At 56.6% G+C, this 23,795-nt stretch carries 24 protein-coding genes and 3 tRNA genes; 11 read left to right on the forward strand and 16 right to left on the reverse strand.

Annotation, left to right across the window (positions count from 1 at the left end; genetic code table 11):
• Positions 1 to 11: 11 nt before the first annotated feature.
• Positions 12 to 965 (forward strand): bile acid:sodium symporter family protein, encoded by a 954-nt coding sequence (locus BT114_RS12870; RefSeq protein WP_072326910.1) that lies wholly within the window; start codon positions 12 to 14, stop codon positions 963 to 965.
• A complete protein-coding gene (locus tag BT114_RS12875; RefSeq protein ID WP_084662255.1) occupies positions 955 to 1,725 on the forward strand; it encodes a tRNA-uridine aminocarboxypropyltransferase in 771 nt (256 codons plus the stop codon). The genes BT114_RS12870 and BT114_RS12875 overlap by 11 nt, the downstream gene beginning before the upstream one ends.
• Here the strand turns inward: BT114_RS12875 and trxB are convergent.
• The 7 genes from trxB to mutY form a co-directional block, all read right to left on the reverse strand.
• Positions 1,704 to 2,657: a thioredoxin-disulfide reductase gene (gene trxB / locus BT114_RS12880; RefSeq protein WP_072326911.1), complete on the reverse strand. Its 954-nt coding sequence runs from the start codon at positions 2,655 to 2,657 to the stop codon at positions 1,704 to 1,706. The genes BT114_RS12875 and trxB overlap by 22 nt on opposite strands.
• A gap of 88 nt (positions 2,658 to 2,745) precedes the next feature.
• The gene (locus BT114_RS12885) at positions 2,746 to 2,946 is read right to left on the reverse strand and encodes a zinc ribbon domain-containing protein (protein WP_072326912.1); all 201 of its coding nucleotides are present in this window, start codon (positions 2,944 to 2,946) and stop codon (positions 2,746 to 2,748) included.
• A 188-nt stretch (positions 2,947 to 3,134) separates the two neighbouring features.
• Positions 3,135 to 3,210 (reverse strand) — tRNA-Thr (locus tag BT114_RS12890).
• A gap of 37 nt (positions 3,211 to 3,247) precedes the next feature.
• Positions 3,248 to 3,322: transfer RNA gene (locus BT114_RS12895), tRNA-Gln, on the reverse strand.
• A gap of 19 nt (positions 3,323 to 3,341) precedes the next feature.
• Positions 3,342 to 3,417 (reverse strand) — tRNA-Phe (locus BT114_RS12900).
• A gap of 109 nt (positions 3,418 to 3,526) precedes the next feature.
• Positions 3,527 to 3,802 carry an oxidative damage protection protein gene (locus BT114_RS12905; RefSeq protein ID WP_072326913.1) on the reverse strand — a complete coding sequence of 92 codons (276 nt, stop codon included), beginning with the start codon at positions 3,800 to 3,802 and terminating at the stop codon, positions 3,527 to 3,529.
• A 48-nt stretch (positions 3,803 to 3,850) separates the two neighbouring features.
• Positions 3,851 to 4,930, reverse strand: a complete 1,080-nt coding sequence (gene mutY, locus BT114_RS12910) for an A/G-specific adenine glycosylase (protein ID WP_072326914.1) — start codon at positions 4,928 to 4,930, stop codon at positions 3,851 to 3,853.
• A 170-nt stretch (positions 4,931 to 5,100) separates the two neighbouring features.
• Between mutY and BT114_RS12915 the strand changes: the two genes are divergently transcribed.
• Positions 5,101 to 6,333 carry a GGDEF domain-containing protein gene (locus tag BT114_RS12915; protein WP_072326915.1) on the forward strand — a complete coding sequence of 411 codons (1,233 nt, stop codon included), beginning with the start codon at positions 5,101 to 5,103 and terminating at the stop codon, positions 6,331 to 6,333.
• Between the two features lie 29 nt (positions 6,334 to 6,362).
• Here BT114_RS12915 and tadA read toward each other — a convergent pair whose 3' ends face one another.
• The 5 genes from tadA to BT114_RS12940 form a co-directional block, all read right to left on the reverse strand.
• On the reverse strand, positions 6,363 to 6,842 hold the full coding sequence (tadA, locus tag BT114_RS12920; RefSeq protein ID WP_245770448.1) for a tRNA adenosine(34) deaminase TadA: 480 nt from the start codon (positions 6,840 to 6,842) through the stop codon (positions 6,363 to 6,365).
• Complete coding sequence (locus BT114_RS12925; RefSeq protein WP_072326917.1) at positions 6,826 to 7,296, reverse strand: hypothetical protein; 471 nt, start codon at positions 7,294 to 7,296, stop codon at positions 6,826 to 6,828. The genes tadA and BT114_RS12925 overlap by 17 nt, the downstream gene beginning before the upstream one ends.
• The gene (gene guaA, locus BT114_RS12930) at positions 7,293 to 8,879 is read right to left on the reverse strand and encodes a glutamine-hydrolyzing GMP synthase (RefSeq protein ID WP_072326918.1); all 1,587 of its coding nucleotides are present in this window, start codon (positions 8,877 to 8,879) and stop codon (positions 7,293 to 7,295) included. The genes BT114_RS12925 and guaA overlap by 4 nt, the downstream gene beginning before the upstream one ends.
• Before the next feature lie 14 nt (positions 8,880 to 8,893).
• Positions 8,894 to 10,363 carry an IMP dehydrogenase gene (gene guaB / locus BT114_RS12935; RefSeq protein ID WP_072326919.1) on the reverse strand — a complete coding sequence of 490 codons (1,470 nt, stop codon included), beginning with the start codon at positions 10,361 to 10,363 and terminating at the stop codon, positions 8,894 to 8,896.
• 104 nt (positions 10,364 to 10,467) lie between these two features.
• Entirely contained in the window at positions 10,468 to 10,836 is a 369-nt protein-coding gene (locus tag BT114_RS12940; RefSeq protein WP_072326920.1) for a hypothetical protein, read from the reverse strand.
• A gap of 82 nt (positions 10,837 to 10,918) precedes the next feature.
• Here BT114_RS12940 and metX point away from each other — a divergent pair, with 82 nt between their 5' ends.
• Genes metX through BT114_RS12970 form a run of 6 tightly spaced genes read left to right on the forward strand, consistent with a single transcriptional unit; the run spans position 10,919 to position 16,092 of the window.
• On the forward strand, positions 10,919 to 12,097 hold the full coding sequence (gene metX, locus BT114_RS12945; RefSeq protein WP_072326921.1) for a homoserine O-succinyltransferase MetX: 1,179 nt from the start codon (positions 10,919 to 10,921) through the stop codon (positions 12,095 to 12,097).
• Positions 12,094 to 12,684, forward strand: a complete 591-nt coding sequence (gene metW, locus BT114_RS12950) for a methionine biosynthesis protein MetW (protein ID WP_072326922.1) — start codon at positions 12,094 to 12,096, stop codon at positions 12,682 to 12,684. Before metX ends, metW begins: the two co-directional genes overlap by 4 nt.
• A 36-nt stretch (positions 12,685 to 12,720) precedes the next feature.
• Positions 12,721 to 13,191: a DUF4426 domain-containing protein gene (locus BT114_RS12955; protein WP_072326923.1), complete on the forward strand. Its 471-nt coding sequence runs from the start codon at positions 12,721 to 12,723 to the stop codon at positions 13,189 to 13,191.
• A gap of 5 nt (positions 13,192 to 13,196) precedes the next feature.
• Positions 13,197 to 13,805, forward strand: coding sequence for an RdgB/HAM1 family non-canonical purine NTP pyrophosphatase (rdgB, locus tag BT114_RS12960; RefSeq protein WP_072326924.1), 609 nt, complete (start codon positions 13,197 to 13,199; stop codon positions 13,803 to 13,805).
• A gap of 14 nt (positions 13,806 to 13,819) precedes the next feature.
• A complete protein-coding gene (hemW, locus tag BT114_RS12965) occupies positions 13,820 to 15,037 on the forward strand; it encodes a radical SAM family heme chaperone HemW (RefSeq protein ID WP_072326942.1) in 1,218 nt (405 codons plus the stop codon).
• A 29-nt stretch (positions 15,038 to 15,066) separates the two neighbouring features.
• Positions 15,067 to 16,092 carry an extracellular catalytic domain type 2 short-chain-length polyhydroxyalkanoate depolymerase gene (locus BT114_RS12970; RefSeq protein WP_072326925.1) on the forward strand — a complete coding sequence of 342 codons (1,026 nt, stop codon included), beginning with the start codon at positions 15,067 to 15,069 and terminating at the stop codon, positions 16,090 to 16,092.
• On the opposite strand, the gene BT114_RS12975 is transcribed toward BT114_RS12970, so the two are convergent.
• Positions 16,076 to 16,588, reverse strand: coding sequence for a hypothetical protein (locus BT114_RS12975; RefSeq protein ID WP_072326926.1), 513 nt, complete (start codon positions 16,586 to 16,588; stop codon positions 16,076 to 16,078). The two genes, BT114_RS12970 and BT114_RS12975, sit on opposite strands and share 17 nt — an antisense overlap.
• 120 nt (positions 16,589 to 16,708) lie before the next feature.
• Here BT114_RS12975 and BT114_RS12980 point away from each other — a divergent pair, with 120 nt between their 5' ends.
• Complete coding sequence (locus BT114_RS12980; RefSeq protein ID WP_072326927.1) at positions 16,709 to 17,635, forward strand: AEC family transporter; 927 nt, start codon at positions 16,709 to 16,711, stop codon at positions 17,633 to 17,635.
• On the opposite strand, the gene BT114_RS12985 is transcribed toward BT114_RS12980, so the two are convergent.
• A complete protein-coding gene (locus tag BT114_RS12985) occupies positions 17,617 to 18,018 on the reverse strand; it encodes a CoA-binding protein (RefSeq protein WP_072326928.1) in 402 nt (133 codons plus the stop codon). The genes BT114_RS12980 and BT114_RS12985 overlap by 19 nt on opposite strands.
• 54 nt (positions 18,019 to 18,072) lie before the next feature.
• On the opposite strand from BT114_RS12985, the gene BT114_RS12990 reads away from it, so the two are divergent.
• Entirely contained in the window at positions 18,073 to 18,867 is a 795-nt protein-coding gene (locus tag BT114_RS12990; RefSeq protein ID WP_072326929.1) for an enoyl-CoA hydratase, read from the forward strand.
• A 25-nt stretch (positions 18,868 to 18,892) separates the two neighbouring features.
• Here the strand turns inward: BT114_RS12990 and BT114_RS12995 are convergent, their stop codons facing one another.
• Both BT114_RS12995 and BT114_RS13000 read right to left on the reverse strand, forming a co-directional pair.
• A complete protein-coding gene (locus BT114_RS12995) occupies positions 18,893 to 19,219 on the reverse strand; it encodes an SHOCT domain-containing protein (protein WP_072326930.1) in 327 nt (108 codons plus the stop codon).
• Positions 19,220 to 19,247: 28 nt separating this feature from the next.
• Positions 19,248 to 23,783, reverse strand: coding sequence for a protein kinase domain-containing protein (locus tag BT114_RS13000; RefSeq protein WP_072326931.1), 4,536 nt, complete (start codon positions 23,781 to 23,783; stop codon positions 19,248 to 19,250).
• Positions 23,784 to 23,795: the final 12 nt, after the last annotated feature.

A 23,795-nucleotide genomic window follows, 5' to 3' on the forward strand; every position in this document is an offset into this window, starting at 1 on the left:
GAATCCGCAACATGACCAAGGCCCTGAAGCAGTTCAACCAGATGTTCCCACTCTGGGCACTGCTGTTTGCCACACTCGCTTACTTTCAACCCCAGATTTTTCTTGGTCTCGGTGATCTGCCGTTGATTACGCTGCAGGACCTGCTGTTTTACCTGCTGGCCCTGATCATGTTTTTCATGGGGCTGACACTGACCCCGGCTGATTTTGTACGGGTGTTCACCCAGCCCCACAAGGTGCTGCTGGGAACCAGTATTCAGTTTTTATTGATGCCGCTGGTGGCCTGGATTCTGGCCAAGGCATTGTTGCTGTCACCGGAACTGACCGCTGGCATGGTGCTGGTTGGTGCCACGGCGGGCGGTACGGCATCCAATGTGATGACCTATCTGGCCGGTGGGCGGGTGGCCTTGTCGATCACCATGACGCTGGTGTCCACGCTGGTTGCCATTGTGGCCACGCCGCTGCTGACCCGTTTGTATGTAGGGCAGGCGCTGGAGGTGCCAGTGATCGACATGATGAAGGACATTGCCATGATTGTAGTGTTGCCAGTGGTGTTTGGGGTGATCTGCAACCGGGTATTTAATAGTCTGCTGCGCAAGTCCGACACCCTTTTTGCCACTGGTTCAATGCTGTGCATTCTGCTGGTGATTGCACTGGTGGTCAGTCTGAATGCCGGTCGCATTGCTGCACTGGCTCCGGTGCTGGCACTGGCGGTGATGTTGCACAATCTGGCCGGCCTGGCGGCAGGTTATTACGGCGCAAAATTCCTCAAGTGTGATGAGCGGGAATGCCGTACAATTGCCATTGAAGTGGGCATGCAGAATTCCGGACTGGCTGCAGCCCTGGCCGCCAAGTATTTCGGCGCCGCGGCAGCCCTGCCCGGTGCCCTGTTCAGTGTCTGGCACAATATTTCCGGTGCCTTGCTGGCCGGGCACTGGAGTCGCATCAAGGTAAAAGATGACCGCTGACGTTCCTGTTCCACCCCCTTCTGCCTTTGAGCAGGAGGTGCGCCGCATCGCTGATTCTCCCCGTGATTTCCCGCGTCGCCCCTTCCGGGCGCGCGGCAGTTTTGTGCGCCGTTGTGACGGCTGTCGCATGCCGAAGGATTATTGCATCTGCCGTTTCCGCACCGAGGTGCTGGCCAGTGCTCAGTTCTGGGTGTTGATGCACACCGAGGAAGTGAACAAGCCCACCAATACCGCGCGCCTGATCGGTGATACCCTGGCTGATACCCGGGTGTTTGCCTGGGATCGCATGCAGCCTCCGGCAGAACTGCTGGCTTTATTGCAGGACCCGGCCTACCAGCCCTTTATCATCTTCCCGGACGACCAGCCGGATTATCAGCACCGCGTGGTGGACTTCACTTCGGCTCGACAAGGGCAGGAGCAACGTCGCCCGGTATTCCTGTTGCTGGATGGCACCTGGCGGCAGGCGCGGCGCATGTTCCGCAAAAGCCCCTGGATGGATCATTTGCCGGTATTGCCGCTGCGCACCGAGCAGAAAACGGATTATCGCCTGCGCAAACCGGCTTCAGAGCAGCACCTGTGTACTGCAGAGGTGGGTATTGAGCTGTTGAAGCTGTCGGGTGATCTGCAGGCAGCAGAAGTGCTGCAGCAGTATTTTACGGTGTTTAATCAGGGTTATGGTGCTGCACGGCATCAGCGCCCGTCCGGGCTGACTGAAGCCATGCAGTGGTTGCTGGATTATCAGGCCAGTGCATCCAGGTAACGCTCTGCATCCAGTGCTGCCATGCAGCCGGTTCCAGCCGAGGTGATGGCCTGGCGATAAATGTGATCGCTGACATCGCCGGCGGCAAACACACCTTCCACACTGGTGGCGGTGGCATTGCCGTTCAGGCCGGACTGCACCTTGATGTAACCGTTGTTCATGGCCAGTTGCCCGGCAAACATATCGGTATTGGGTTTGTGGCCGATGGCAATGAATACGCCCATCACCGGAATTTCACGGTTGCTGCCATCTTCAGTGGATTTCAGCTTCAGCCCGGTGACGCCGGAAGCATCCCCCAGCACTTCTTCCAGCTGATGGTTCCAGAGGATTTCGATATTGCCGCTGCGGGCCTTCTCAAACAGCTGGTCCTGCAGGATCTTCTCTGATTTCAGGCTGTCACGCCGGTGAATCAATGTCACCTTGCGGGCAATGTTGGACAGGTACAGGGCTTCTTCCACGGCAGTGTTGCCGCCGCCTACCACCGCCACATCCTGGTTTTTGTAAAAGAAGCCGTCGCAGGTGGCGCAGGCGGACACACCGCGCCCCATAAAGGCCTCTTCGCTGGGCAAGCCGATGTACTGGGCGCTGGCGCCAGTGGCAATGATCAGGGCATCGCAGGTGTAACTGCCCTGGTCGCCCTGCAGGGTGAAGGGGCGCTGCTGCAGGTTAACGCTGTGAATGTGATCAAACAGCACTTCGGTTTCAAAACGCTCGGCATGGCGGCGCATGCGTTCCATCAATTCCGGTCCTTGCACGCCCTGGTCGTCGCCCGGCCAGTTGTCAACTTCAGTGGTGGTGGTTAACTGGCCGCCCATCTGCATGCCGGTGATCAGCAGGGGTTTCAGGTTGGCGCGAGCGGCATAGACTGCGGCGGTGTAACCGGCGGGCCCGGAGCCGAGAATGATCAGTTTGCTGTGACGATTGCTGCTCATGAAAACTCCTGCAGGCAAAAACGAATGGAGCGGGCTGGCCGCATTGCAAAAGAATATGAGGGCGACAAGGCGTTAACACAAGCCCTGCTCAATCGTTTTCCCGTCGCAGATAAACGCTGCTTACTTCACCGCTGTGATCAATGCTGACTTCAACATTGATGGGTGCGCAGCAGGTGTCACAATCCTCTACGCATTCATGGCTGCCTGCCGAAGTATCTATGGCCAACTGCAAGGGGCTACCGCAATAAGGGCAGTGGTCGTGATGGGTCCAGAGCATTTCTTCATTCATGACTGGTCTCCTGAAACGGCAGGAATGCCGGTTTAGATTTCAGTCTAGCAGCTGCTTCAAGGAAGCGTGACACAAGCGTTATGCATGCGCGCAGAGATTGTTGCAGGATCTGGAGTGACTGGTTGCGGTCAAGCTGCGCGGAATATGGAGGTTGGTGCAGAGCGGCTGCTTTGAAGCGATGATGCTTTTGGTGCCGGCACCAGGAATCGAACCCGGGACCTACTGATTACAAGTCAGTTGCTCTACCAGCTGAGCTATACCGGCTTCAGGGTATTACAGGGGAGAAAAAGAGAGATCAGGATGGCTGGGGTAGGAAGATTCGAACTCCCGAATGCCTGGACCAAAACCAGGTGCCTTACCACTTGGCGATACCCCAACACTGATCCTGAATTTGTTGGTGGCCAGAGGCGGAATCGAACCGCCGACACAGGGATTTTCAATCCCTTGCTCTACCGACTGAGCTATCTGGCCTCAACGGGTGCACATTAAATAGATTTTGCTTTCGTCCGTCAAGCGCTTTTATGAAAAAAAATCCTTTTTTTGTTCAGATGCTTAGCTGGCGCGGCTCTGGTGAAGTTCATCACTGGTCAGACGGGGGTACATAACCCTCGGCCTGATCAATTTCTTCGTTGTTAAAAAAGCCTTCCATCTGTTCTTGAAGGTATTGACGGGTTGCCGGTTCAAAAACTTTCAGGCGTTTTTCATTGATCAGGCGCGTCTGGTGAGCCATCCATTCCTGCCAGGCTTTTGCTGAAACTGTGTTCAGGATTTCCTGGCCGCGTGGGCCAGGCAGGGGTGGGGTTTCCAGTGCGGGCAGGTCTTGCTGGTATTTGCGACAGAAAACGGTGCGAGTCATGGGGTCTCCCAAAAAGCCATAAAATTAGAGATCAAGGCTGTCAGTGGCTCAAGAGGTCTTTGATCGGGCTTGCAGTAAACGACTGACCGGTGCGGCCAGGCCAATGCTGGATCTTGTGTCTGGATCATACCAGTTCAGTGGTCGGCTGTGATAACCCGGTTCAGCCCTGGGTTCACCCGGGTTGGCAGCGTCTGTGTTGAGCTGGTGTGAGTGAATCATCAACTGCAATCGATAGTGACTGAAGGTGTGCAGTTGCTGATGAACATCACCAGTCAGGCTGCTGCCTGGGTATTGTTGCTCCAGCCATTGTTGCAACTGTGACGCCTCGTCAAACTCCGGCAAGCTCCATAAGCCGCCCCAGATACCGTTTGCAGGGCGTTGCTCCAGTAACAGGTGTTGAGCCGGGTTGGTTAACAGCAGTGCGTGGCGGGTGTGTTCCGGCAGTTTTTTACCCGGTTTTGCGGTGGGTAGCTGGTCGGTGCGTCCCTGCAGGTGTGCCTGGCAATGCTCCTGCACCGGGCAGCTGCCACATTGCGGGTTGCGTGGTGTGCAGCAGGTGGCTCCCAGGTCCATGATGGCCTGGGTGTATTCAGCCAGACGGGTGTCTGGGGTCAACTGATCGGCTTTCTGCCATAACAGTCGGGTGATGGCCGACTGTCCTGGCCAGCCTTCAATGGCAAAATAACGCGCAACAACGCGTTTCACGTTACCGTCCAGAATCACGGCACGTGCACCGGTGCTGAAAGCGCGAATGGCTGCAGCGGTGGAGGGGCCAATGCCAGGCAGGGCTTCCATCAGTTGCTGGTCATGAACCGGAAACGCCCCCTGGTGTTCAGCAACCACCTGTTGGGCGCAGCGATGCAGATTGCGTGCGCGGCTGTAATAACCCAGCCCGGCCCAGTGGTGCAGCACTTCATCCAGGCTGGCTGCAGCCAGGGATGCCAGATCGGGAAAGCGAGTCATGAAGCGCTGGTAATAACCCAGTACGGTGGTGACCTGGGTTTGTTGCAGCATGATTTCTGACACCCAGATGCGGTAAGGGTCTTGTGTCTGTTGCCAGGGCAGGTGCTTGCGCCCCTGATGTTGATACCAGTCGAGCAGTGAGTCTGAAAAACAGGTTACTTTCATGTGAATGAATATTCTGGAAAAAGTGTGATTTGGTTCCGATATTGGTTAAAAAAGGGTTTACATTTAAATGGCAGGCTACTTAAGATGGCTGAATTTTATCCAACATAACAATAATGGCCGGGGTGATGGTTTGATACTAACACCTTGTCCCGGCGTTCAGGAACAGAGTAATGGATTCTCCGTTTGTGCAGGACAAGTCGCAGTTGGTGGCACAGCAGTTACGTCTGAGACGCTCGCTGATGGCCAGCGGTGCCGGTTTTGCTGCCAGCCTGGTGATGCTGCTGGCCTGGCAGTTGGGTTATGTGGGGTGGGAGATACCACAGCTTGCTGCATTTCTGCTGCTGACCAGCCTTGGTTATTTGTTGTTTCCCTGGTTAATCCACTCTTCTCGCAATCTGACTTTCACTGATCCAAGTTTGACGGCCCATCAGCTGGGTTGGCATTTGTTGGTGAATACTTATGCCATGTATGCCGCTGCTGAAATCCGCAGCTTGTTAATTGTTAATTTTATTCTGTTGATGTTGTTTGCGGTGTTTCGTTTTCATCCGCGCAAGTTACCTCTGCTGGCGGTGTTGTTATTGGCCAGTTATTGCCTGGCAGTATTGGCGCAGGTGTTATGGAGTCCGCTGGATGTGCACTGGTCTCATGAGACCCTGATCGCACTGGTTTTTCTGCTGGCGTTGATCGGTTTAAGCCTGCTGGGTGCCGAGATAGCCAGTTTGCGGCTGGCATTAAAGCGGCGTAATGCGCACCTGGCGGCTGCCAAGGCGCGCATTGAAGAGTTGGCGGTGACTGACGAGTTGACCGGGCTTTACAACCGCCGCCATCTGATGCGGATTATTCGACGTCAGAAGGGTCTGGCGGATCGTGGGAATTATGCCTTTTCGCTGGCCTTTGTTGATCTGGATTATTTCAAGCGCATTAATGATGCTTATGGCCACGGTGTGGGCGATCAGGTGTTGATTGCCGTGGCGCAGGAGATTCGCCGCACCCTCCGTGATGTGGACTATGTGGCCCGCATCGGCGGTGAAGAGTTTGTACTGGTGCTGGCTCAGACCGGGTATCAGGAAGCCCTGCGTATTGCTGAGCGGCTGCGCTCGGATATGGAGCGACTGATTGTTGAAGTGGCTGAGGATCATCCGAATCTGAAGTTGACAGCATCCATTGGCATTGCAACCTATCATTCGCCGGAAACTGTGGCGCAGCTGATGAAGCGCGCGGATATGGCACTTTATGCGGCCAAGGGTTGTGGTCGTAACTGCATTGTCGGTGAACAGGAGTTGCCGCCAGATACTGGCATGACTGAGTCGATGGCTGATGAATCACTGGTGGCGCCTGGGCATGAGTCAACGGAAGCCGAGCAGCAGGATGACGCCAGAGGCAATCCTGAGTGGCAGGTCTGAAGTTGCTGCAGTGGGCCGGCTGAGAGTGCTCAGCGGCGATCCACAAAAAAGGCTTCCAGTTGTTGTTTGCAGGCTCCTTTCAAAAGGCCGCCCTGCACTTGTAAGCGGTGATTGAACCAGGGTTGGGCTGGCAGATTGCACACTGACTCCACACAGCCGCTACGTGGCTCTTTGGCACCATAATAGAGTGCACGGATGCGGGCATGCATGATGGCCCCCATGCACATGGTGCAAGGCTCCAGTGTCACGTAGAGGTCGCAATCGGTCAGGCGGTAGTTACCCAGATGGCTGCAGGCTTCACGAATGGCCAGCATTTCGGCATGGGCAGTAGCGTCAGCCAGGCTGATGCAGCGATTGAACCCCCGACCGATGATTTCACCCTGAGCATTCACCACCAGGGCACCCACTGGCACCTCACCCAGGCTGGCCGCCTCAGCAGCCAGTTCCAGTGCGCGGTGCATGTAGAACTCGGGCTTGCGAAGGCTTGAGGGGTTAGCTTCTGTTTGCATCAGTCAGTGCCAGAGCCGCTTCCAGTACACGCTGGTGCTGCCCTTCTTCACAGGCATTCAGCAGCCTTAATCCCATGTATTGATTGGCAGGCAGGCTGTCTGGTGGTGAAAAGCTGGCATTTTCAGCCAGGGCCACCAGGCGCATAAAAATGCCGAAGGTTTCAATCCGGTTCAGCCGCACCTGCTGTTGAGCTTCGCCCAGCGGACAGACGGAGTGCTCCATCGCCTGCAGCAGATTTTTGGCCACCACCCGGAAGCTCTGTTGCAGCTCCTTGCCCTCAAAAAAGGACTCTTGCTCTGAGGTCAGCATCAGCCGTGACTGGATCATCACCATGCGGTGCTCCAGCGGATTGAAACCGCTGCCGGTGCTGGCGCTGGCAGGAACAGCCAGGGCTGCCAGACCAATCAGGCCCAGCAGCCACAGGCTTAAACGTTGCAGAAGGATCAGGTTCATTCCCATTCAATGGTCGCCGGGGGTTTGGAGGACACGTCGTAAGTGACCCTGGAAACACCGGCAAGTTCATTGATGATGCGGTTGGAGACTTTTTCCAGCAGCTCGTAGGGCAGGTGAGCCCAGCGGGCAGTCATGAAGTCGATGGTTTCCACGGCGCGCAGGGCAATGACCCATTCATAACGGCGGCCATCACCGACCACACCGACGGATTTGACCGGCAGGAATACAGCAAAGGCCTGGCTGGTCTTGTCGTACCAACCGGCTGCACGCAGTTCTTCGATGAAGATGGCGTCAGCATCACGCAGGATGTCGGCGTATTCCTTTTTCACTTCACCCAGGATGCGCACGCCCAGACCCGGACCAGGGAAGGGGTGGCGATACACCATGTCGTAGGGCAGGCCCAGTTCCAGGCCAATCTTGCGCACTTCATCCTTGAACAGTTCACGCAGGGGTTCAACCAGTTCCATGCGCATGGTTTCCGGCAGGCCACCCACGTTGTGGTGAGATTTGATCACGTGCGCCTTGCCGGTTTTGGCGGCGGCGGATTCGATCACGTCCGGGTAGATGGTGCCCTGCGCCAGAAAGTCGACATCTTTCAGTTTGTTGGCTTCCTCATCAAACACATCAATGAAGGTGTTGCCGATCACCTTGCGTTTGGCTTCCGGGTCGCTGACCCCTTTCAGGCGGCCAAGGAAGAGTGCTTCTGCATCGGCACGGATGACGCGAACACCCATGTTGCGGGCGAACATCTCCATCACCTGATCGCCTTCACTCTTGCGCAGCAGGCCGTTGTCAACAAACACACAGGTGAGCTGGTCGCCAATGGCCTTGTGCAGTAGGGCGGCCACCACGGAAGAATCCACGCCACCGGACAGACCCAGCAGCACCTTGCGGTCACCCACCTGTTCGCGCACCCGCTGGATCAGGTCTTCAATGATCTGGGCCGGAGTCCACAGGGCATCACAGGCGCAGATTTCACGCAGGAAGTGCTCCAGCATGCGTTTGCCCTGCAGGGTGTGGGTCACTTCCGGGTGGAACTGCACGCCGTAAAAGCGTCTGGCTTCGCAGCTCATGGCAGCAATGGCACAGCTGGGGGTGGAGGCGGTGATGACAAATTCAGATGGCAGTTCCACCACCTTGTCACCATGGCTCATCCACACATCCAGCAGGCCCTTGCCATCGGCAGTCAGGTGGTCGCGGATGTCATGAAAGAGTGCTGACTCTGCTTCCAGTTGCACCTGTGCATAACCGAATTCACGCACATTGGAGCCTTGCACCTTGCCACCCAGTTGCTCGGCCATGGTCTGCATGCCGTAGCAGATGCCCAGTACCGGCACACCCAGGGTGAAAACACACTCGGGGGCGCGGGGGGAACCGACTTCGGTGACGGACTCGGGACCACCAGCCAGAATGATGCCTTTCGGAGCAAAAGCGCGAATGTCGGCTTCACTCATGTCAAAGGCAAAAATCTCACAGTAAACGCCCAGTTCCCGCACGCGGCGGGCAATCAGCTGGGTGTACTGGGAGCCAAAGTCCAGAATCAGGATCTTGTGGGCGTGAATGTCTTGTACAGGTGACTGCATGGATATCAAATCTCTCAGCTGACGCGATAGTTGGGGGCTTCTTTGGTGATCTGCACGTCATGGACGTGAGATTCCCGCATGCCGGCACCGGTGATCTTCACAAAGCGTGGTTTGTTGCGCATGGTTTCAATGTCGGCGCAGCCGGTGTAACCCATGGAGGCACGCAGGCCACCCATCAGCTGATGCACAATGGCACTCATGGCGCCCTTGTAGGGTACGCGGCCTTCAATGCCTTCCGGTACCAGTTTTTCCACACCGGCATCCTTGTCCTGGAAGTAGCGGTCAGAAGAACCCTGCGACTGACCCATGGCACCCAGTGAACCCATGCCACGGTAGGCCTTGTAAGTCCGGCCCTGATACAGCTCCACTTCACCCGGTGCTTCTTCGGTACCGGCCAGCAGGCCACCAACCATGATCACGCTGGCACCGGCAACGATGGCCTTGGCCAGGTCGCCGGAGAAACGCACACCGCCATCAGCAATCAGCGGGATGCCATAGGGTTTGAGGGCGTCAGCCACATTGGAGACAGCGGAAATCTGTGGCACACCGACACCGGCGACAATGCGTGTGGTGCAGATGGAGCCGGGGCCGATGCCCACTTTCACTGCGTCAGCACCGGCTTCGGCCAGTGCCACGGCGGCTTCGGCGGTGGCAATGTTGCCACCGATCACATCCACCTGCGGGAAGTTTTCCTTCACCCAGCGCACCCGGTCAATCACGCCCTTGGAGTGACCATGGGCGGTGTCGACCACAATCACGTCCACTCCGGCTTCAACCAGGGCAGTGACGCGCTCGGGGGTTTCCGGGCCGGTGCCGACTGCGGCACCGACACGCAGGCTGCCGTTGGCATCCTTGGCGGCCAGTGGGTAGGTCTTGGCTTTTTCCACATCACGGAAGGTCACCAGGCCGCGCAGGTGGAAGTCCTTGTCGACCAGCAGCATTTTTTCAATGCGGTGTTCGTACAGGCGTGCCTTGATCTGCTCCAGCGGGGTGTTTTCCAGGGCGGTGACCAGCTTGTCTTTTGGGGTCATGATGGCCGCAACGGTGTCACCGGCATGGGGCTTCACACGCAGGTCACGACCGGTGACGATGCCCACCAGCTTGTCGCCTTCCACCACTGGGAAGCCGGAGAAGCCGTAATCTGCGGCCATTTCCATCAGTTCGTGGATCTTGGTGGTGGGTGCCACGCTGACGGGGTCTTTCACCACCACGCTTTCGTGTTTCTTGACCTTGCGCACTTCAGCAGCCTGCTGGGCAATGGTCATGTTCTTGTGAATGATGCCGATGCCACCTTCCTGGGCAATGGCAATCGCCAGACGCGCTTCGGTGACAGTATCCATGGCCGCGGAAACCAGTGGAATGTTCAGCTCCACGTTGCGCGTGATGCGGGTTTTCAGGCTGACGTCTTTCGGCAGGATTTCGGAATAACCGGGTACCAGCAAAACATCATCGAAGGTGAGGGCTTCTTCAACGATCCGTAACATAGATGACCTGCGATTCTGGGGGTGTGGGGGTGACAGGTGGTGGAAGACCTGCCGATGAAAAAGTTAATCGCCTATTTTAGCTGACGCGGGTTGCAGCGACAACGTTATGTGGTGTTGCGTTCTTCAACCAGTTGTTCAAGTTGTTGCTCTATGCGAGCCAGTGCCTGTAATCCTTCATCAGTGAACAGAAAATCTCTTTTGTGGTGATGAATGCGTCGGTGGCTGACATGGTATTGCTGCGCCACCTGTAACAGTGCCCGTCGCAGCGCTTCGGCTTCAGGGTCATGGTGCAGCGGGTGGGCCAGACCGAAGTCCCAGGCACTTTCTTCCAACTGCCCGGAACGGGCCAGTCGGGTCAGTTCCAGCAGCCGTTCCGGGCGCTGGCGCAGGTTGCGCTGCCCAAAACGCAGCAGCAGCCAGAACAGCAGCAACATCAGCGGCATGACCAGCAGCAGGGTCACCAGAAACACCATTGCAGACTCCTTTACCAGGCAGTGATGTGTTAGATTAGCAGGCCGCCATTTGGTTTACTGCTGTAAGGAAGATGCGCCCAAGATGACTGCCGCAGCCGGAGATGTTTTTCCACCCACCGATTCGGTCGGGCTGGTTCAGCCCCAGACGTTCACCTTTGATCAGCCTTTACCACTGGCCAGTGGCAATCGCCTCGAAAACTGGCAATTGATGGTGGAGACCTATGGTGAGCTGAATGCGGACGCCAGTAATGCGGTGCTGATCTGCCATGCCCTGTCCGGCAATCATCATGCCGCTGGTTATCACGATCCTGAAGATCGCAAACCCGGCTGGTGGGACAGTTACATCGGTCCCGGTAAACCCATTGATACCCGGCACTTTTTTGTGGTGGCCCTGAACAATCTGGGTGGCTGCCATGGCTCCACCGGCCCTTCTTCCATCAATCCTGCCACCGGCCAGCCTTACGGCCCGGATTTTCCGGTGATGACGGTGGAGGACTGGGTGGATTCTCAGGCGCTGCTGGCGGATCGACTCGGCATTCAGCAGTGGGCGGCCGTGGTGGGTGGCAGTCTGGGCGGCATGCAGGTGCTGGAGTGGTCCCTGCGTCATCCGCAGCGCCTGCGTCATGCGGTGGTGATTGCCAGTACGCCGCGTCTTTCAGCCCAGAACATTGCCTTTAATGAAGTGGCGCGCCAGGCCATCATGTCCGACCCGGATTTTCGGGAAGGACGTTACCAGCAAGCCGGGGTGATTCCACGTCATGGTCTGGGACTGGCCCGCATGATTGGTCACATCACCTACCTGTCGGAGCATTCGATGGGTGAAAAATTCGGTCGTGACCTGCGCAGCGACAAACTGAATTACGGTTTTGATGTGGAGTTTCAGGTGGAGTCCTACCTGCGTTATCAGGGTGAAACCTTTTCCGAAAGTTTTGATGCCAACACCTACCTGCTGATGACCAAGGCACTGGATTATTTTGATCCGGCGGCCCGTTACGGAGGAGATCTGCCGCGTGCAGTGAGTGAAGCTCAGTGCAGTTTTCTGGTGGTCAGCTTCACCACCGACTGGCGTTTTTCACCGCGTCGTTCGGAAGAACTGGTGAATGCGCTGACAGCGGCTCGCAAGCGGGTCAGTTATGCCCGCATCAAGTCACCGCATGGGCATGATGCCTTCCTGATTCCGGATCAGCGTTATGAAGCGGTGTTTACTGCCTACATGCAGCGAGTGGCAGCAGAAAGCCATGCTGAAGGAGCTGTATCATGAGACAGGATCTTGCCATTATTGCTGACTGGGTGCGCCCCGGTAGTCGCGTGCTGGACCTGGCCTGTGGTGACGGTGAACTGATGCACCATCTGCAGCAACACAAGCAGGTCACCGGTTACGGGCTGGAAATTGACGCCGACAAGATCACCGATTGCATTCGCCGCGGTGTGGATGTCATTGAGCAGGATCTGAACCGTGGACTGGGCAACTTTGCTGACAACAGTTATGACACGGTGATCATGACCCAGGCCCTGCAAGTGCTGCGCCGTCAGGATCTGGCGCTGGACGAGATGCTGCGGGTCGGGCAGGAAGCGATTGTCACCTTCCCCAACTTCGCCCATTGGCGTTGCCGCTTTTACCTGACCTTCAAGGGGCGTTTGCCGGTATCCAAAACCCTGCCCTATCAGTGGTATGACACACCCAACATCCACCTGATCACCTTCAAGGATTTTGAAGTTCTGCTGCGTGAAAAGGGGCTGAAGGTGCTGGATCGGGCTGTGGGCGATCTGGCTTACGAAGGTCACTGGAAGGCGCGGGTATGGCCGAACCTTTTCGGAGAAGTGGCCATTTATCGCATTGGTCGTTAATCCTTCAGGCATAACCAGGGTTTTCAGGAGTCACAGATGCCAAGATTGATCACTCATACCACCGGGCTGTTTACTGCACTGTTGATGTTGCTGCTGGTGTCTGCGCCAGTGGTGGCCCAGCAAAGCGGCATTGACCGGGTCGGTGCTTACGAAATCCATTATGACGTGTTGCCCACGGCCTTTCTGAATCCTCAGGTGGCGCAGGGTTACAATCTGGTGCGCAGCCGCGGGCAGGGTATGGTGCGGGTCACCGTATTGAAACGTCTCGATGATGGTTCAGTGGAACCGGTACGGGCCACGGTATCCGGGCAGGTGGGTAATCTGGCCGGACAGGTCAACGGTCTGGGTTTTCGCATGGTGGAAGTGGGGCGGCGAGAAGGTTATTCGCATATTGCCACCTTCCGTTTCAGCCATGATGATCCACTGCGCTTTAACCTGCGGGTGATTTATGCACCCGGTGAGCCACCCCATGAACTGCATTTCATTCGTCGCCTGTATCTGGACTAACCCCGATGAATACACAAAAACTGATACTGGCCAGTGGAAATGCCGGCAAACTGAAAGAGTTTTCCGGGCTGCTGGCACCCCTGGGTTGGCAGGTGGAAGCCCAGCAGCTTCATGGGGTGCCGGAAGCGGAAGAAACCGGTCTGACCTTTGTGGAAAATGCCCTGATCAAGGCGCGTAATGCGGCCCTGCATACCGGTTGTGCGGCACTGGCTGACGACTCCGGGGTAGAAGTGGATGCCCTGCAGGGCGCACCGGGCATTTATTCGGCCCGTTTTGCCGGGCCCGGTTGCGGCGATGCTGAGAACAATGCGCTGCTGCTGGAGTGTTTACAGGGAGTGCCGGAAGCTGAACGCACTGCACGCTACTGGTGTGTGCTGGCTTTCCTGTGTTTTGCTGATGATCCGACACCGGTGATCGTGCAGGCCAGCTGGGAAGGACGCATTCTGACTGCCCCACGGGGTGAGGGTGGTTTTGGTTATGACCCACTATTCTGGTTGCCGGAACTGGGCAAGACCGCTGCCGAGTTGAGCAAGGAAGACAAGAACCGCATTTCTCATCGGGGGCGGGCCAGTCAGCTGCTGCTTGAGCAGTTGCTGCAGCGTTTTGGTCATTGATGGCCATGGTTGAGATGCCTGGTGTAACAGGCGCTGTGCTGCCGTTATCCCTTTATGTGCACCTGCCCTGGTGTGTGCGCAAATGCCCCTATTGTGACTTTAATTCCCATGCCTTAACCGGTGCACAGGCCGGTTTGCCGACCCTGGATGAAGCCACCGAGCAACACTATGTGCAGGCCTTGCTGGCGGATCTGGATCATGAGTTGCGTGCCTGGCCGGAACTGGCCGGTCGACCGCTGGAATCGATCTTTTTTGGGGGCGGTACCCCCAGCCTGATGTCCCCGGCCGGTTACCGCCGGTTTTTTGCGGAACTGCGTCAGCGGCTGATGTTGCCGGATGCCTGTGAAATCACCCTGGAAGCCAATCCCGGCACGGTCGAGCAGTCACGTTTTGCCGGTTACCGGGATGCCGGCATCAATCGCCTGTCGATGGGCGTGCAGTCTTTCGGTGCTGAGCAGTTGCGGGCACTGGGGCGCATTCACTCCGCTGATGAAGCCCGTCTGGCGGCACTGGCGGCACGCCGTGCCGGCTTTGACAACTTCAATCTGGACCTGATGCATGGTTTGCCACAGCAGACCGAAGCCCTGGCGCTGGCTGATCTGCAGCAGGCACTGGAACTGGAACCCACTCACCTGTCCTGGTATCAGTTGACGCTGGAACCCAATACCGAGTTTTTCCGTCGCCCACCAGCGCTGCCGGAAGAAGACCTGCTGGTGGCGATCCAGGATGCCGGGCAGGCTGTGTTGCAGCAGGCTGGTTTTCAGCACTATGAGGTGTCGGCTTATTGCCGACCCGGCCACCAGGCACGTCACAACCTCAACTACTGGACCTTTGGTGATTATCTGGGGCTGGGAGCCGGTGCCCATGGCAAATTAACCCGCGTTGATGCAGCGGCACCCGGTGGTCTTTTTATTGAACGCCGCTGGAAAACCCGTCAGCCTCAGGCCTATCTGTCACGCTTGCTGGAAGGTCGGGATTTTCTGGCGGGAAGTGAAGTGCTGGATGCCGCAGCGCGACCGGTTGAATTCATGATGAATGCCCTGCGTCTGGCCGATGGGGTGGATGCTGCCCTTTATCCTCAGCGTACTGGTTTGTCGCTGGCAGGCATTGAGCCGTTGCTGGCCAATTTGCGCCAACGTGAACTCTGGACGGATGACCCATCGCGGTTGGCCTGTTCAGCACTGGGCTGGCGCTGGTTAAACACAGTACTTGAACAGTTTATGTCAGAATGATCCACTAACTTATCCACAGGGAATGCTGCATGAAATCCAGTTTTTTATTCTGCCGTCGTGGAGTTTTACTGCTGTTATTACTGAGCCTGGTGTTGTTCCTGCTCGGTTGCTCCGCTGGTAAAGATCCGATTCCTGCCTTGCCACAGGTACAGACAGATCCTGAGCGCCTGTATCTGGCCGGTTTGTCTTCCGGTGCCACCATGGCGCATCAGTTACACCTGGCCTGGCCCGAGGAAATCCGCGGTGTGGCACTGTTTTCAGCCAGTCCTTATGCCTGTGCACGTCAGGGCGTAAGTGCTGCGCTGCACCGCTGCATGGGTGTCAGTCGTGGTGTGCCGAGTGTGGAAACCACCCTGCTGGCGATTCAGGAGTCGGCGGCTGAAGGCCAGATCGGTGATCCTGAACACCTGGCATCCAGCCGGGTTTATCTTTATCGGGGTGGCGTGGACCCAGTGGTGAACTGGCGGGTCAGTGAAGTGGTGGAAAAAAGTTATGCACAACTGGTTGATGAGGGGCTATTGAGTTATACCCAGCCGTTTGCCGGGCATGGTTTACCCACGGAGCGTGACGGAGTGGCCTGTGCATTGACTGCGGCTCCTTTTATGAATGCCTGTGGTTTTTCCGGCGCTGCAGCCGGTCTTGAACACCTGGATGGTGCCGTGCGCCATGAGGTGACCACTCAGACCAGAGGGCAGTTATTACCTTTTGATCAGCGGGTATTGCGTGGTGCCAGCAAGGGACTGGCCGATCAGGGTTTTGTTTATCTGCCGGATGGGTGTGCCGAACCTGGGCGCTGTGGTTTGTTGATGGTGTTGCACGGTTGTGAGCAAGCCAGCGAAGTGCTGGGTGAAACCTTCATCAGACAAAGCGGTTATCTGCAGCAGGCGGATGCCCGTGAGCTGGTGGTGGTATTCCCGCAGATCAGCAAAAGCCTGCCGAATCCAAAAGGTTGCTGGGATTGGTGGGGGTATGAATCCTCTGCCTTTGATACCCGTGAAGGCCCGCAGATGCAGGCGCTTCACAGCATCTGGCGACACTTCACTGAATCACCGTGAAGTCAAAATAACTGCCCCAGGTGGGTTGCAGGTTGATGCCTTGTTGATTGACCAGAATGCTGGCACGCCAGACCATCACGCTGTCGGTACACAGGCTGAGTAGTGGTGTGGCAGTGAATACACCTCCGCCCTGATGCATCATGGTGGTGCGGTTGTATCCCATGTACATGTCTCGTCCTTGCAGATCCACTTCCAGTTTCAGCTGCTCCAGCTCGGCCGCACTGAATCCTTCCAGCTGGACCGTGATGGGTAACAGCTCCAGTGGCCTGGGGTCTTCGCTGTGGAGTGTAAAACGCAGGCTGCGGGCGTGAGGCAAGCTAACCTGACAACTGGGGCCGGGTAATTCACACTGTTCAGACAAATGCCAGTTGACCCGATCCTGTTGGTGGTCGCGCAGGTAGTCTGATACATACCAGATGACCAGCAGGATGCTGAGCAGGGTGACCAGAATGAAAAAATTCAGCGGATAGGGTTTTCTGGAACGGGTCCGGGTCATGTCTGGTTCTCGGATCAACAGGGTTCAGCCTGGTGGTGTAAACAGGATCAATCAGCTTAGCAAAGGCGTATTGCCCCTGCCTGCGGTCGGGTGACGCATAAAACGGAGAAAATCAGAGATATGCTGACACTGGTGCATGCGCTGGGTCCGGTTTTTGTTGTGATACTGCTGGGTGTTCTGCTGAAGCGGTTGAATTTTCCATCCGGGGATTTCTGGCCACAACTGGAACGCCTGGTGTATTTTTTCCTGTTTCCGGCAATGCTCACCACACGCCTGGCACTGGCCGATTTTTCCGGGCTGGCAGTGGGTCGGGTGTTGCTTGCAGTGCTGTTGTTGTTGCTGGTGATGAGCCTGCTGGTGGTTGCCTTGCGGCGCCTGATCAGCCGCCATGGTGCTGAGTTTACATCGGTTTATCAAGGTGCGCTGCGCTTTAATACCTATGTGGCACTGGCGGTGTCGGCTGAGCTGTTCGGCAGTCTGGGGCTGGCGTTGGCGGCAGTGATCATGGCGTTGATGATTCCCTTGTTGAATCTGTTGTGTGTGCTGGTGTTTGCCGTTTATGCCGGGGAACAACGGGCCAGCCTGCAGACCACGCTGCTGGCAGTGGTGAAGAACCCGCTGATTCTGGCCTGTCTGGCCGGCATTCTGCTGAATGTCACCGGCATTGGCCTGCCAGGCTGGAGTCAGCCAGTGATGGAAATTCTGTCACGGGCAGCCTTGCCGTTGGGACTGCTGGCAGTGGGTGTGGCACTGAATCTGGACGCCTTGCGCGGAGCCGGTGGGCCACTGGTGTATTCCAGCCTGCTGAAGCTGCTGTCGATGCCGCTGCTGGCGGTGGGCATCAGCCTGCTGCTGGGGTTAAGCCATCAGGAGCAGGCGGTACTTGTGCTGTTTGCTTCCATGCCAACGGCAACCAGTGCTTATATTCTGGCTCGGCAGTTGGGCGGGGATGCTCCCCTGATGGCTGCTGTCATCACCGCCCAGACACTGGCGGCGATGCTGAGCATGCCGCTGGTGCTGTGGCTGAATCAGCTCTGGTTCAACTGAGCATGCTCAATCTTGGTGCACTTGTCTTCCACATAAGCCAGACCATGCTTTTCAGCCAGAGCGCGGCAGGCGGGGTTACTGATGCCCAGTTGCAGCCACAAGGCTTTGGCACCGACTCTGACGGCTTCTTCGGCCACCGGCAGGCAGTCCTCTGCCTTGCGAAATACATCCACCAGATCCACTGACTCGGGCAGTTCAGTCAGATTGGCGTAACAGGTCATACCGAGCACTTCCTGATACTGGGGATTCACCGGGAATACCTTGTAACCGGCCTCTTTCAGATAAGCGGCAACCCGGTAGCTGGCGCGCTCGGGTTTGTTGGAGATGCCAACAATGGCTATGCTGCGGATGGTGCGCAGTAGTTCCTGAGGGTTGGTGTCCATGCTATTTTCCTTATGGAAGATAAAGAAAAAACAAAAGTTTAAGGGGAGCATAACATGACCGAACAACAAAAAAACGCCATCACTCTGGAGATGGCTGGTGAGAGTGTTGGGCGTCTGACCCTGAACCAGCCGGAGACTCGCAACAGCCTGTCACTGGCCATGTTGGAACTGCTGGATCAACGGCTGCAAGCGGTGAGTGCTGATGCGTCCATCCGGGTGTTGATCATCGCGGCGGCAGGTCCGGTATTCTGTGCCGGGCATAACCTGCGGGAGGTGCAGGGGCAATTGGGGGATAGCGCAGCACAGCTGGCTTTGTTTCGCCGTTGCAGTGAGGTGATGCAAAGGCTGGTGGCCTTGCCCAAACCGGTGATTGCACAAGTGCAGGGGGTGGCCACTGCAGCGGGTTGTCAGTTGGTGGCTTCCTGTGATCTGGCCGTGGCTGGTGTGAACACACGCTTTGCCACACCCGGAGTGAATATTGGTTTGTTCTGCTCCACACCCATGGTGGCGCTGACACGTAATGTCCACCCGAAACATGCCATGGAAATGCTGCTGACCGGGGAAATGATCACCGCACATCGTGCTGAACAGATCGGTCTGGTCAATCGGGTGGTGGATGATGAACTGCTGGCAGAAGAAACCCTGAAGCTGGCGCTTTTGATTGCTTCAAAATCATCCAGGACCCTGGCGATAGGCAAAGAAGCCTTTTATCGCCAGGGAGAAATGTCTCTGGCTGACGCCTATGACTGGACTTCGGAAGTGATGGCAAAAAACCTGGAAACCCAGGATGCCCGTGAAGGGATCTGTGCCTTTGTGGAAAAGCGGCCGCCCCAGTGGCGGGGTGAATGATGCCGATGCTGCTGAGTGGTGGCCTTCAGAGCAGCAGCACCAACAGTCCGACCAGCAGCAAACCACTGATCAGTAACAGTAACCGGTTACGAAACCGGCACCGATCTATTTTTGTCCCTGCCACTGTGCTGCTCTTGACTGCAGTGGCAGGGCGAATCGGCTCAGGCTCCGGGTCTTTGTTGCCACTGGGGCCATCTTCCCCTTCTGCATTGTAGGGCAGGGTAGCCTGAGGCTCTGTCAGATCACTGTCCTGTGCTGATTCGATCAATTCCGCTCGAGCCCGGCGGTATTCCGTTTTGGTCAGAATGCCATTGGCGTACTGGCGTGACAGGGTTTTCAGGTTGGTTTGCATTGCTTGTATTCTCTGTGCTCAGCTGTAATCAGGGGTTAGTGGATGCTTGCAGCAGGGGCGCCTGCACTTCTTCCAGTAATAGCCGGAAACCGGTCACTGCATCGGCAGCACCGGAGTGGTTGCGAACAAAGTCCAGCCCGCATTCGGCATGGGGGTCCTGGTAGGAGCCGCCAACAGCCAGCAAGCGGTCACCCTGCTGCACCAGCTCCTGGGCGTTACCAATAAAGTTCTGTAATCCCCAACCGTTCTGGTGACCGGTGGATACCCGGTTGATCTGGTCACCTTTTAATATCTGGCCACCCAGGCGAACCCGGCAATTGTAATCTCTGGGTGGCTGTTGCCCTTGTGCCCAGGCCGCGTGGTGCCATTCATCACGTGTTGGCAGGCGGTAGGTATGACCGGTGCGTGCCGATAACCACTCAGTATATTCACGAATTTGCTGGATATTCAGACCGGTACGGGGCAGGTCTTTATCCAGGTTGTCATTGACCGGGCATTGGCCACTGAAAAAGCAGTATTTGTTGTAATCTTCATTGGAGACTTCATATTTGCTGATGGCAAAACCGGTTTGCTGGTCATTGCCGGGAATCACAACCATCAAGGGGCCACGCACCCGGTCATGCAGCATGTCAAAACAGATGGCTCGTGCCCGGCGCCCAAAACCGGCGAGATCTTCGGTGCAAGGACGCATGCTTTCCACGGGTATCCATTCCTGAGCGGAGACATCAGCACCTGTCAGCTCGGCATTGGCCCGCAGCGTGCGGATGTCCACATCTCGCTGCAGAATACGCCCTTGCCAGCGCTGCTGTGCCATGCGTTCACTGAGGGTGGCAATGGCGCCGCGGTAGGTGGGGTTGTCCGACCAAAGCTGGCGGGCTTCGCCCAGTCGGGTTCTGGCAAGATCAAACTCCTGTGCATCCAGGCTGGCAGAAAAAGCCGCAAAGGTTTGTTCTGCCTGTCGAATGCGGGCATTCAGATCCTTTTCAAAATCCAGTACCTCGGGATGATCGGGCAGGCGATTCCGAGATGATTCAAGAATGTTGCGTGCTTCTGACAGGCGTCCGGTGGTCAAAGCTGCCCGTGCGGTACGACCTTCAATCCAGGGTGGCGGAGCCAGTTCAGCACGCAGCTGGGCCAGACGGGTGCTGCCGGGGAACAGGATGGCAGCTCGGGTGGCCAGACTTTCACCCTGGCGTCGATCCGTTTCGGCCAGTTGCAGGATGCGCTCAGTCAGTATCAGCGTGTACTGGCGCTCCAGGTCCGGATAACGTGCTGGAGCAAAGGTACGAATTTCATCCACCATCCGCTGAGCGGCCGGTGTATCGAAATGCTCCGAATCACGGAACAACTGGTTCAGTTCCTCGATATTGCCTTCGACCAGGTAACGCTCACGGGTGGTTTGCAGCAGCAGATCATTGGGTGAGATTTCCAGACCTCGGTCAGCCAGTTGCACTGCCTGGCGGAAATTGCCCTGACGACCGGCGTTTTCCGTCAGCTCCAGATAAGCTTCTGCCATTGCATCAGCTGCGGTGATGGTCAGGAAGGGGTCATTGTCTTCCATAAACAGACGCAGTTCAGACAGGGTGCGTTCTGCTGCTTCCATCTCGCGTGCCCTGGCTTCCACCAGCAGGTTACCCTGCAGGCCATTGATGCGGGCCTGGAGTGCTGCTGCTTCACGCTCCCTCAGGAAAGCGGTGTGATCCTGATCAATACGGACGCGAGCCTCACCAAGGCGGGGTTCATTAAGTCGGAAACTGTTGGCTCGATCCAGTAGTGACAGGGCCAGACTGTAGCGCCTTTCTTCTTCAAGGCTGTTGATTCGGTCCAGGTAAATCTGAGCCAGTCGATCCCGGCCGCTGGTGACCGCAGGGTGGCGGGCTGAGTGATGTGCCTGCAGGTAGAACAGCAGGTTACGAACTTCTGCTTCCCATTCATGGGTCAGTGCCGGTTGGTTTAACAGCTGCTCAAAATGCCGTGCAATGGGCTCCGTGGGTTGTTGCAGTTCAATCAGTGGCTGGTACAGACCTAACGCCAGCAGCAGTTCGCGCTGGCTGTTGGCCAAGGGTTGACCATTGTTTTCATCGCGGGTTGCTTCCACCAGAGGTTGCGCCAGTCCAGCCAGGGTGCTGAGTGCAGTATCGTCAGGAGACAGGCGTGCCAGCTCAATAATCGCTTCCCGGTTGCTGGTGAACAGTGCCAGATTGGGTTCGGTCATTTCCTGCTCACCAAAGGCTTCTCGCAACTGGCTGATACGGCTTTCACGGCGTTGCCGATCCTGTGCCAGCTGCCAGCGATCCTGAGTGTTGATCAGGTCGATGTCACGCGACATGCGTGCCAGCCCTATATCCAGATAGATGCGAGCCTGCTCCAGATCGCCCAGGTTGATGGCTTCCTGAGCAGCGGTGGCGTAAGCATCAGGGATGCGTGGGTCTTCCAGCAGGGCATGCTGGGGAGCAACAGCAATCACCAGCGACAGGATTTCACTGATGCTGCGTTGTTCACGTTCGGTGGATGGCAACAACCACTCGTTATCCAGTGCCTGGTTCAACTGTTGGCTGAGTTGATGGATGTAGCGGTTACGCTGTAGATCCAGATGGTTGCGCTGGGCATTCAGGGCTGCCGAGTCTGGATAAAGCTGTGCCATACGAGCCAGTTCGACTTCAGCCTGATCAAAGTCGTAGCGTCCTTCTTCAAGATTAACCGCACGGTTGATCAGTTGCTGGAACCAGGGTTGCAACACTTCGCGGCCATTTTCAGTCACCCGGTTGCGGGCATTGACATCCAGCTGTGGCAATTGGTTGATGGTGTTTTCAATCAGTTGGGGCTGGCCGCTGAGTACATCAGCAATCAGGCGTTGAATATGGCGTTCATCCAGTTGGTTCATGACCGGGTTGTAGGCAGCTACACCGAGTACCAGGGTGAAGGCAGAAGCCAGTACCCAGGGGTTTTTGTGCCAGTTGGCCTTGCCTTCCAGCTCTTCCAGGAACTGCTCAACGGTAGGGGTTCGCTTTTCCTTTTCAAAGGCCAGGCCGTGGATCAGCCCCTTCATCTGGCGTTTTTTCAGGCCTTTGACGGGGCCGGGCACCAGTTTGGCTTCACGCGCTTTGGCGGCTGATTTTTTGTTGAAGGGGTGATAACCGGTCAGTAGTTCGTAGGCCACACAGGCCAGGGCATAAAGGTCGTCCTGGGTGGACGGATCCTTGCCTTGCAGCATTTCCAGTGAAGCATAGGCCGGAGTCAGGGCACCCAGTGAACCAGCGTCAAATTCATCCTTGCTGCCTTCTGCTTTTGCAGCGGTGTCTTTTTTGTCCTTTTCAGCATCGGAACCACCGGCATTAACGGCTCGCGCGATACCGAAGTCGAGGGTTTTCACCGTGCCGTCATCACACAAAAAGGCGTTACCCGGTTTAAAGTCCGAGTGGACGATACCGCGCTGGTGTGCATAGGACAGGGCGGCTCCCAACTGCTGAATGATCGGGAAGGCTTCTTCAAAAGGCAGCCCACCCTTGGGTCGCACCACTTTGCGGATGTAGGTATCCAGCGGTTTACCGACCAGCAGTTCCATGGTGATGAACACCTGGGTACCAGTCATGCCAATGCGGTCAAAGTCATAAACCGTGGCAATGTTAGGGTGGGCCAGTTTCTGCTGGCGGCTGGCTTCACGCTGCAGGGCAATAAAGGACTGAGGGTGAGCTTTGAAGTCTTCGGTCAGTACCTTCATGGCTACATAGGGGTTGGCGTCGTTGGCTTCGACCTTTAACAGGTCACGTGCCTGAAACACCTTGCCCATGCCACCGGCTCCCAGCACCTTGTCGAGGATAAAACGATCCTTGATGATGGAGCCGGGTCCGAGTTTCTGCAGCTGCGGACTGGTGGCACCGGGTAAATCCCAGGAACGCTGTGAGGTACTGGTGGTGGTGCCTGTGGTGGTTTGATACCCGGTTGTGCTCTGGAAACCGGTGGTGGAATGATGCCCGGAGGTTTGCTGGGTCTGGTTACGAAAATCCGTACTGCTGGTGGGTGAGTAGGTGCTGTTGATGCCAGTAGTATCGGTATTGATGATGGTGGGCGCTTCGTCTTCGTCATCATCAGGATGAAAAGCGGTTTCTCCCTGTGGGTAAGCAATTTGGGTGGGCGCTTCATCCTCATCGTCAGTCATTGCCGCAGATGTTGGCGGGTAGGCAATCAGAGTTGGTGCTTCATCGTCATCAAGGCTGCTGTCAGGTTGACCCTGAGGGTAAGCAATCTGTGTGGGTGCTTCATCCTCCGGGTTTGTTTCGTCTGCTGCGGTGTGTTGTGGCCAGGCCAGTACCGTAACCGCTTCATCATCCGTTTCAATGGTTTCGGGGCGGATATCCGGCTGGGTGTCTGGCAGTTGCTGAGTGATCTTTTCCGCCAGGGCAGGACTGATCCGTCCATCAGTAACAAAAGACTCCAGCGCTGTGCTGAAGGCTTCCAGCGAAAAGGCACCCTGCTGCAACAGGCTTTGCAACATTACCTGAAACTCCGGCAGTGCCAGCTCACTGTCTGCCAGATCATTCAGGATGCGCTTCGGATCAACCATGGTGACTCCTGA

It is taken from the genome of Marinospirillum alkaliphilum DSM 21637 (assembly GCF_900119735.1).
In the GTDB taxonomy this organism is placed as follows: domain Bacteria; phylum Pseudomonadota; class Gammaproteobacteria; order Pseudomonadales; family Halomonadaceae; genus Marinospirillum; species Marinospirillum alkaliphilum.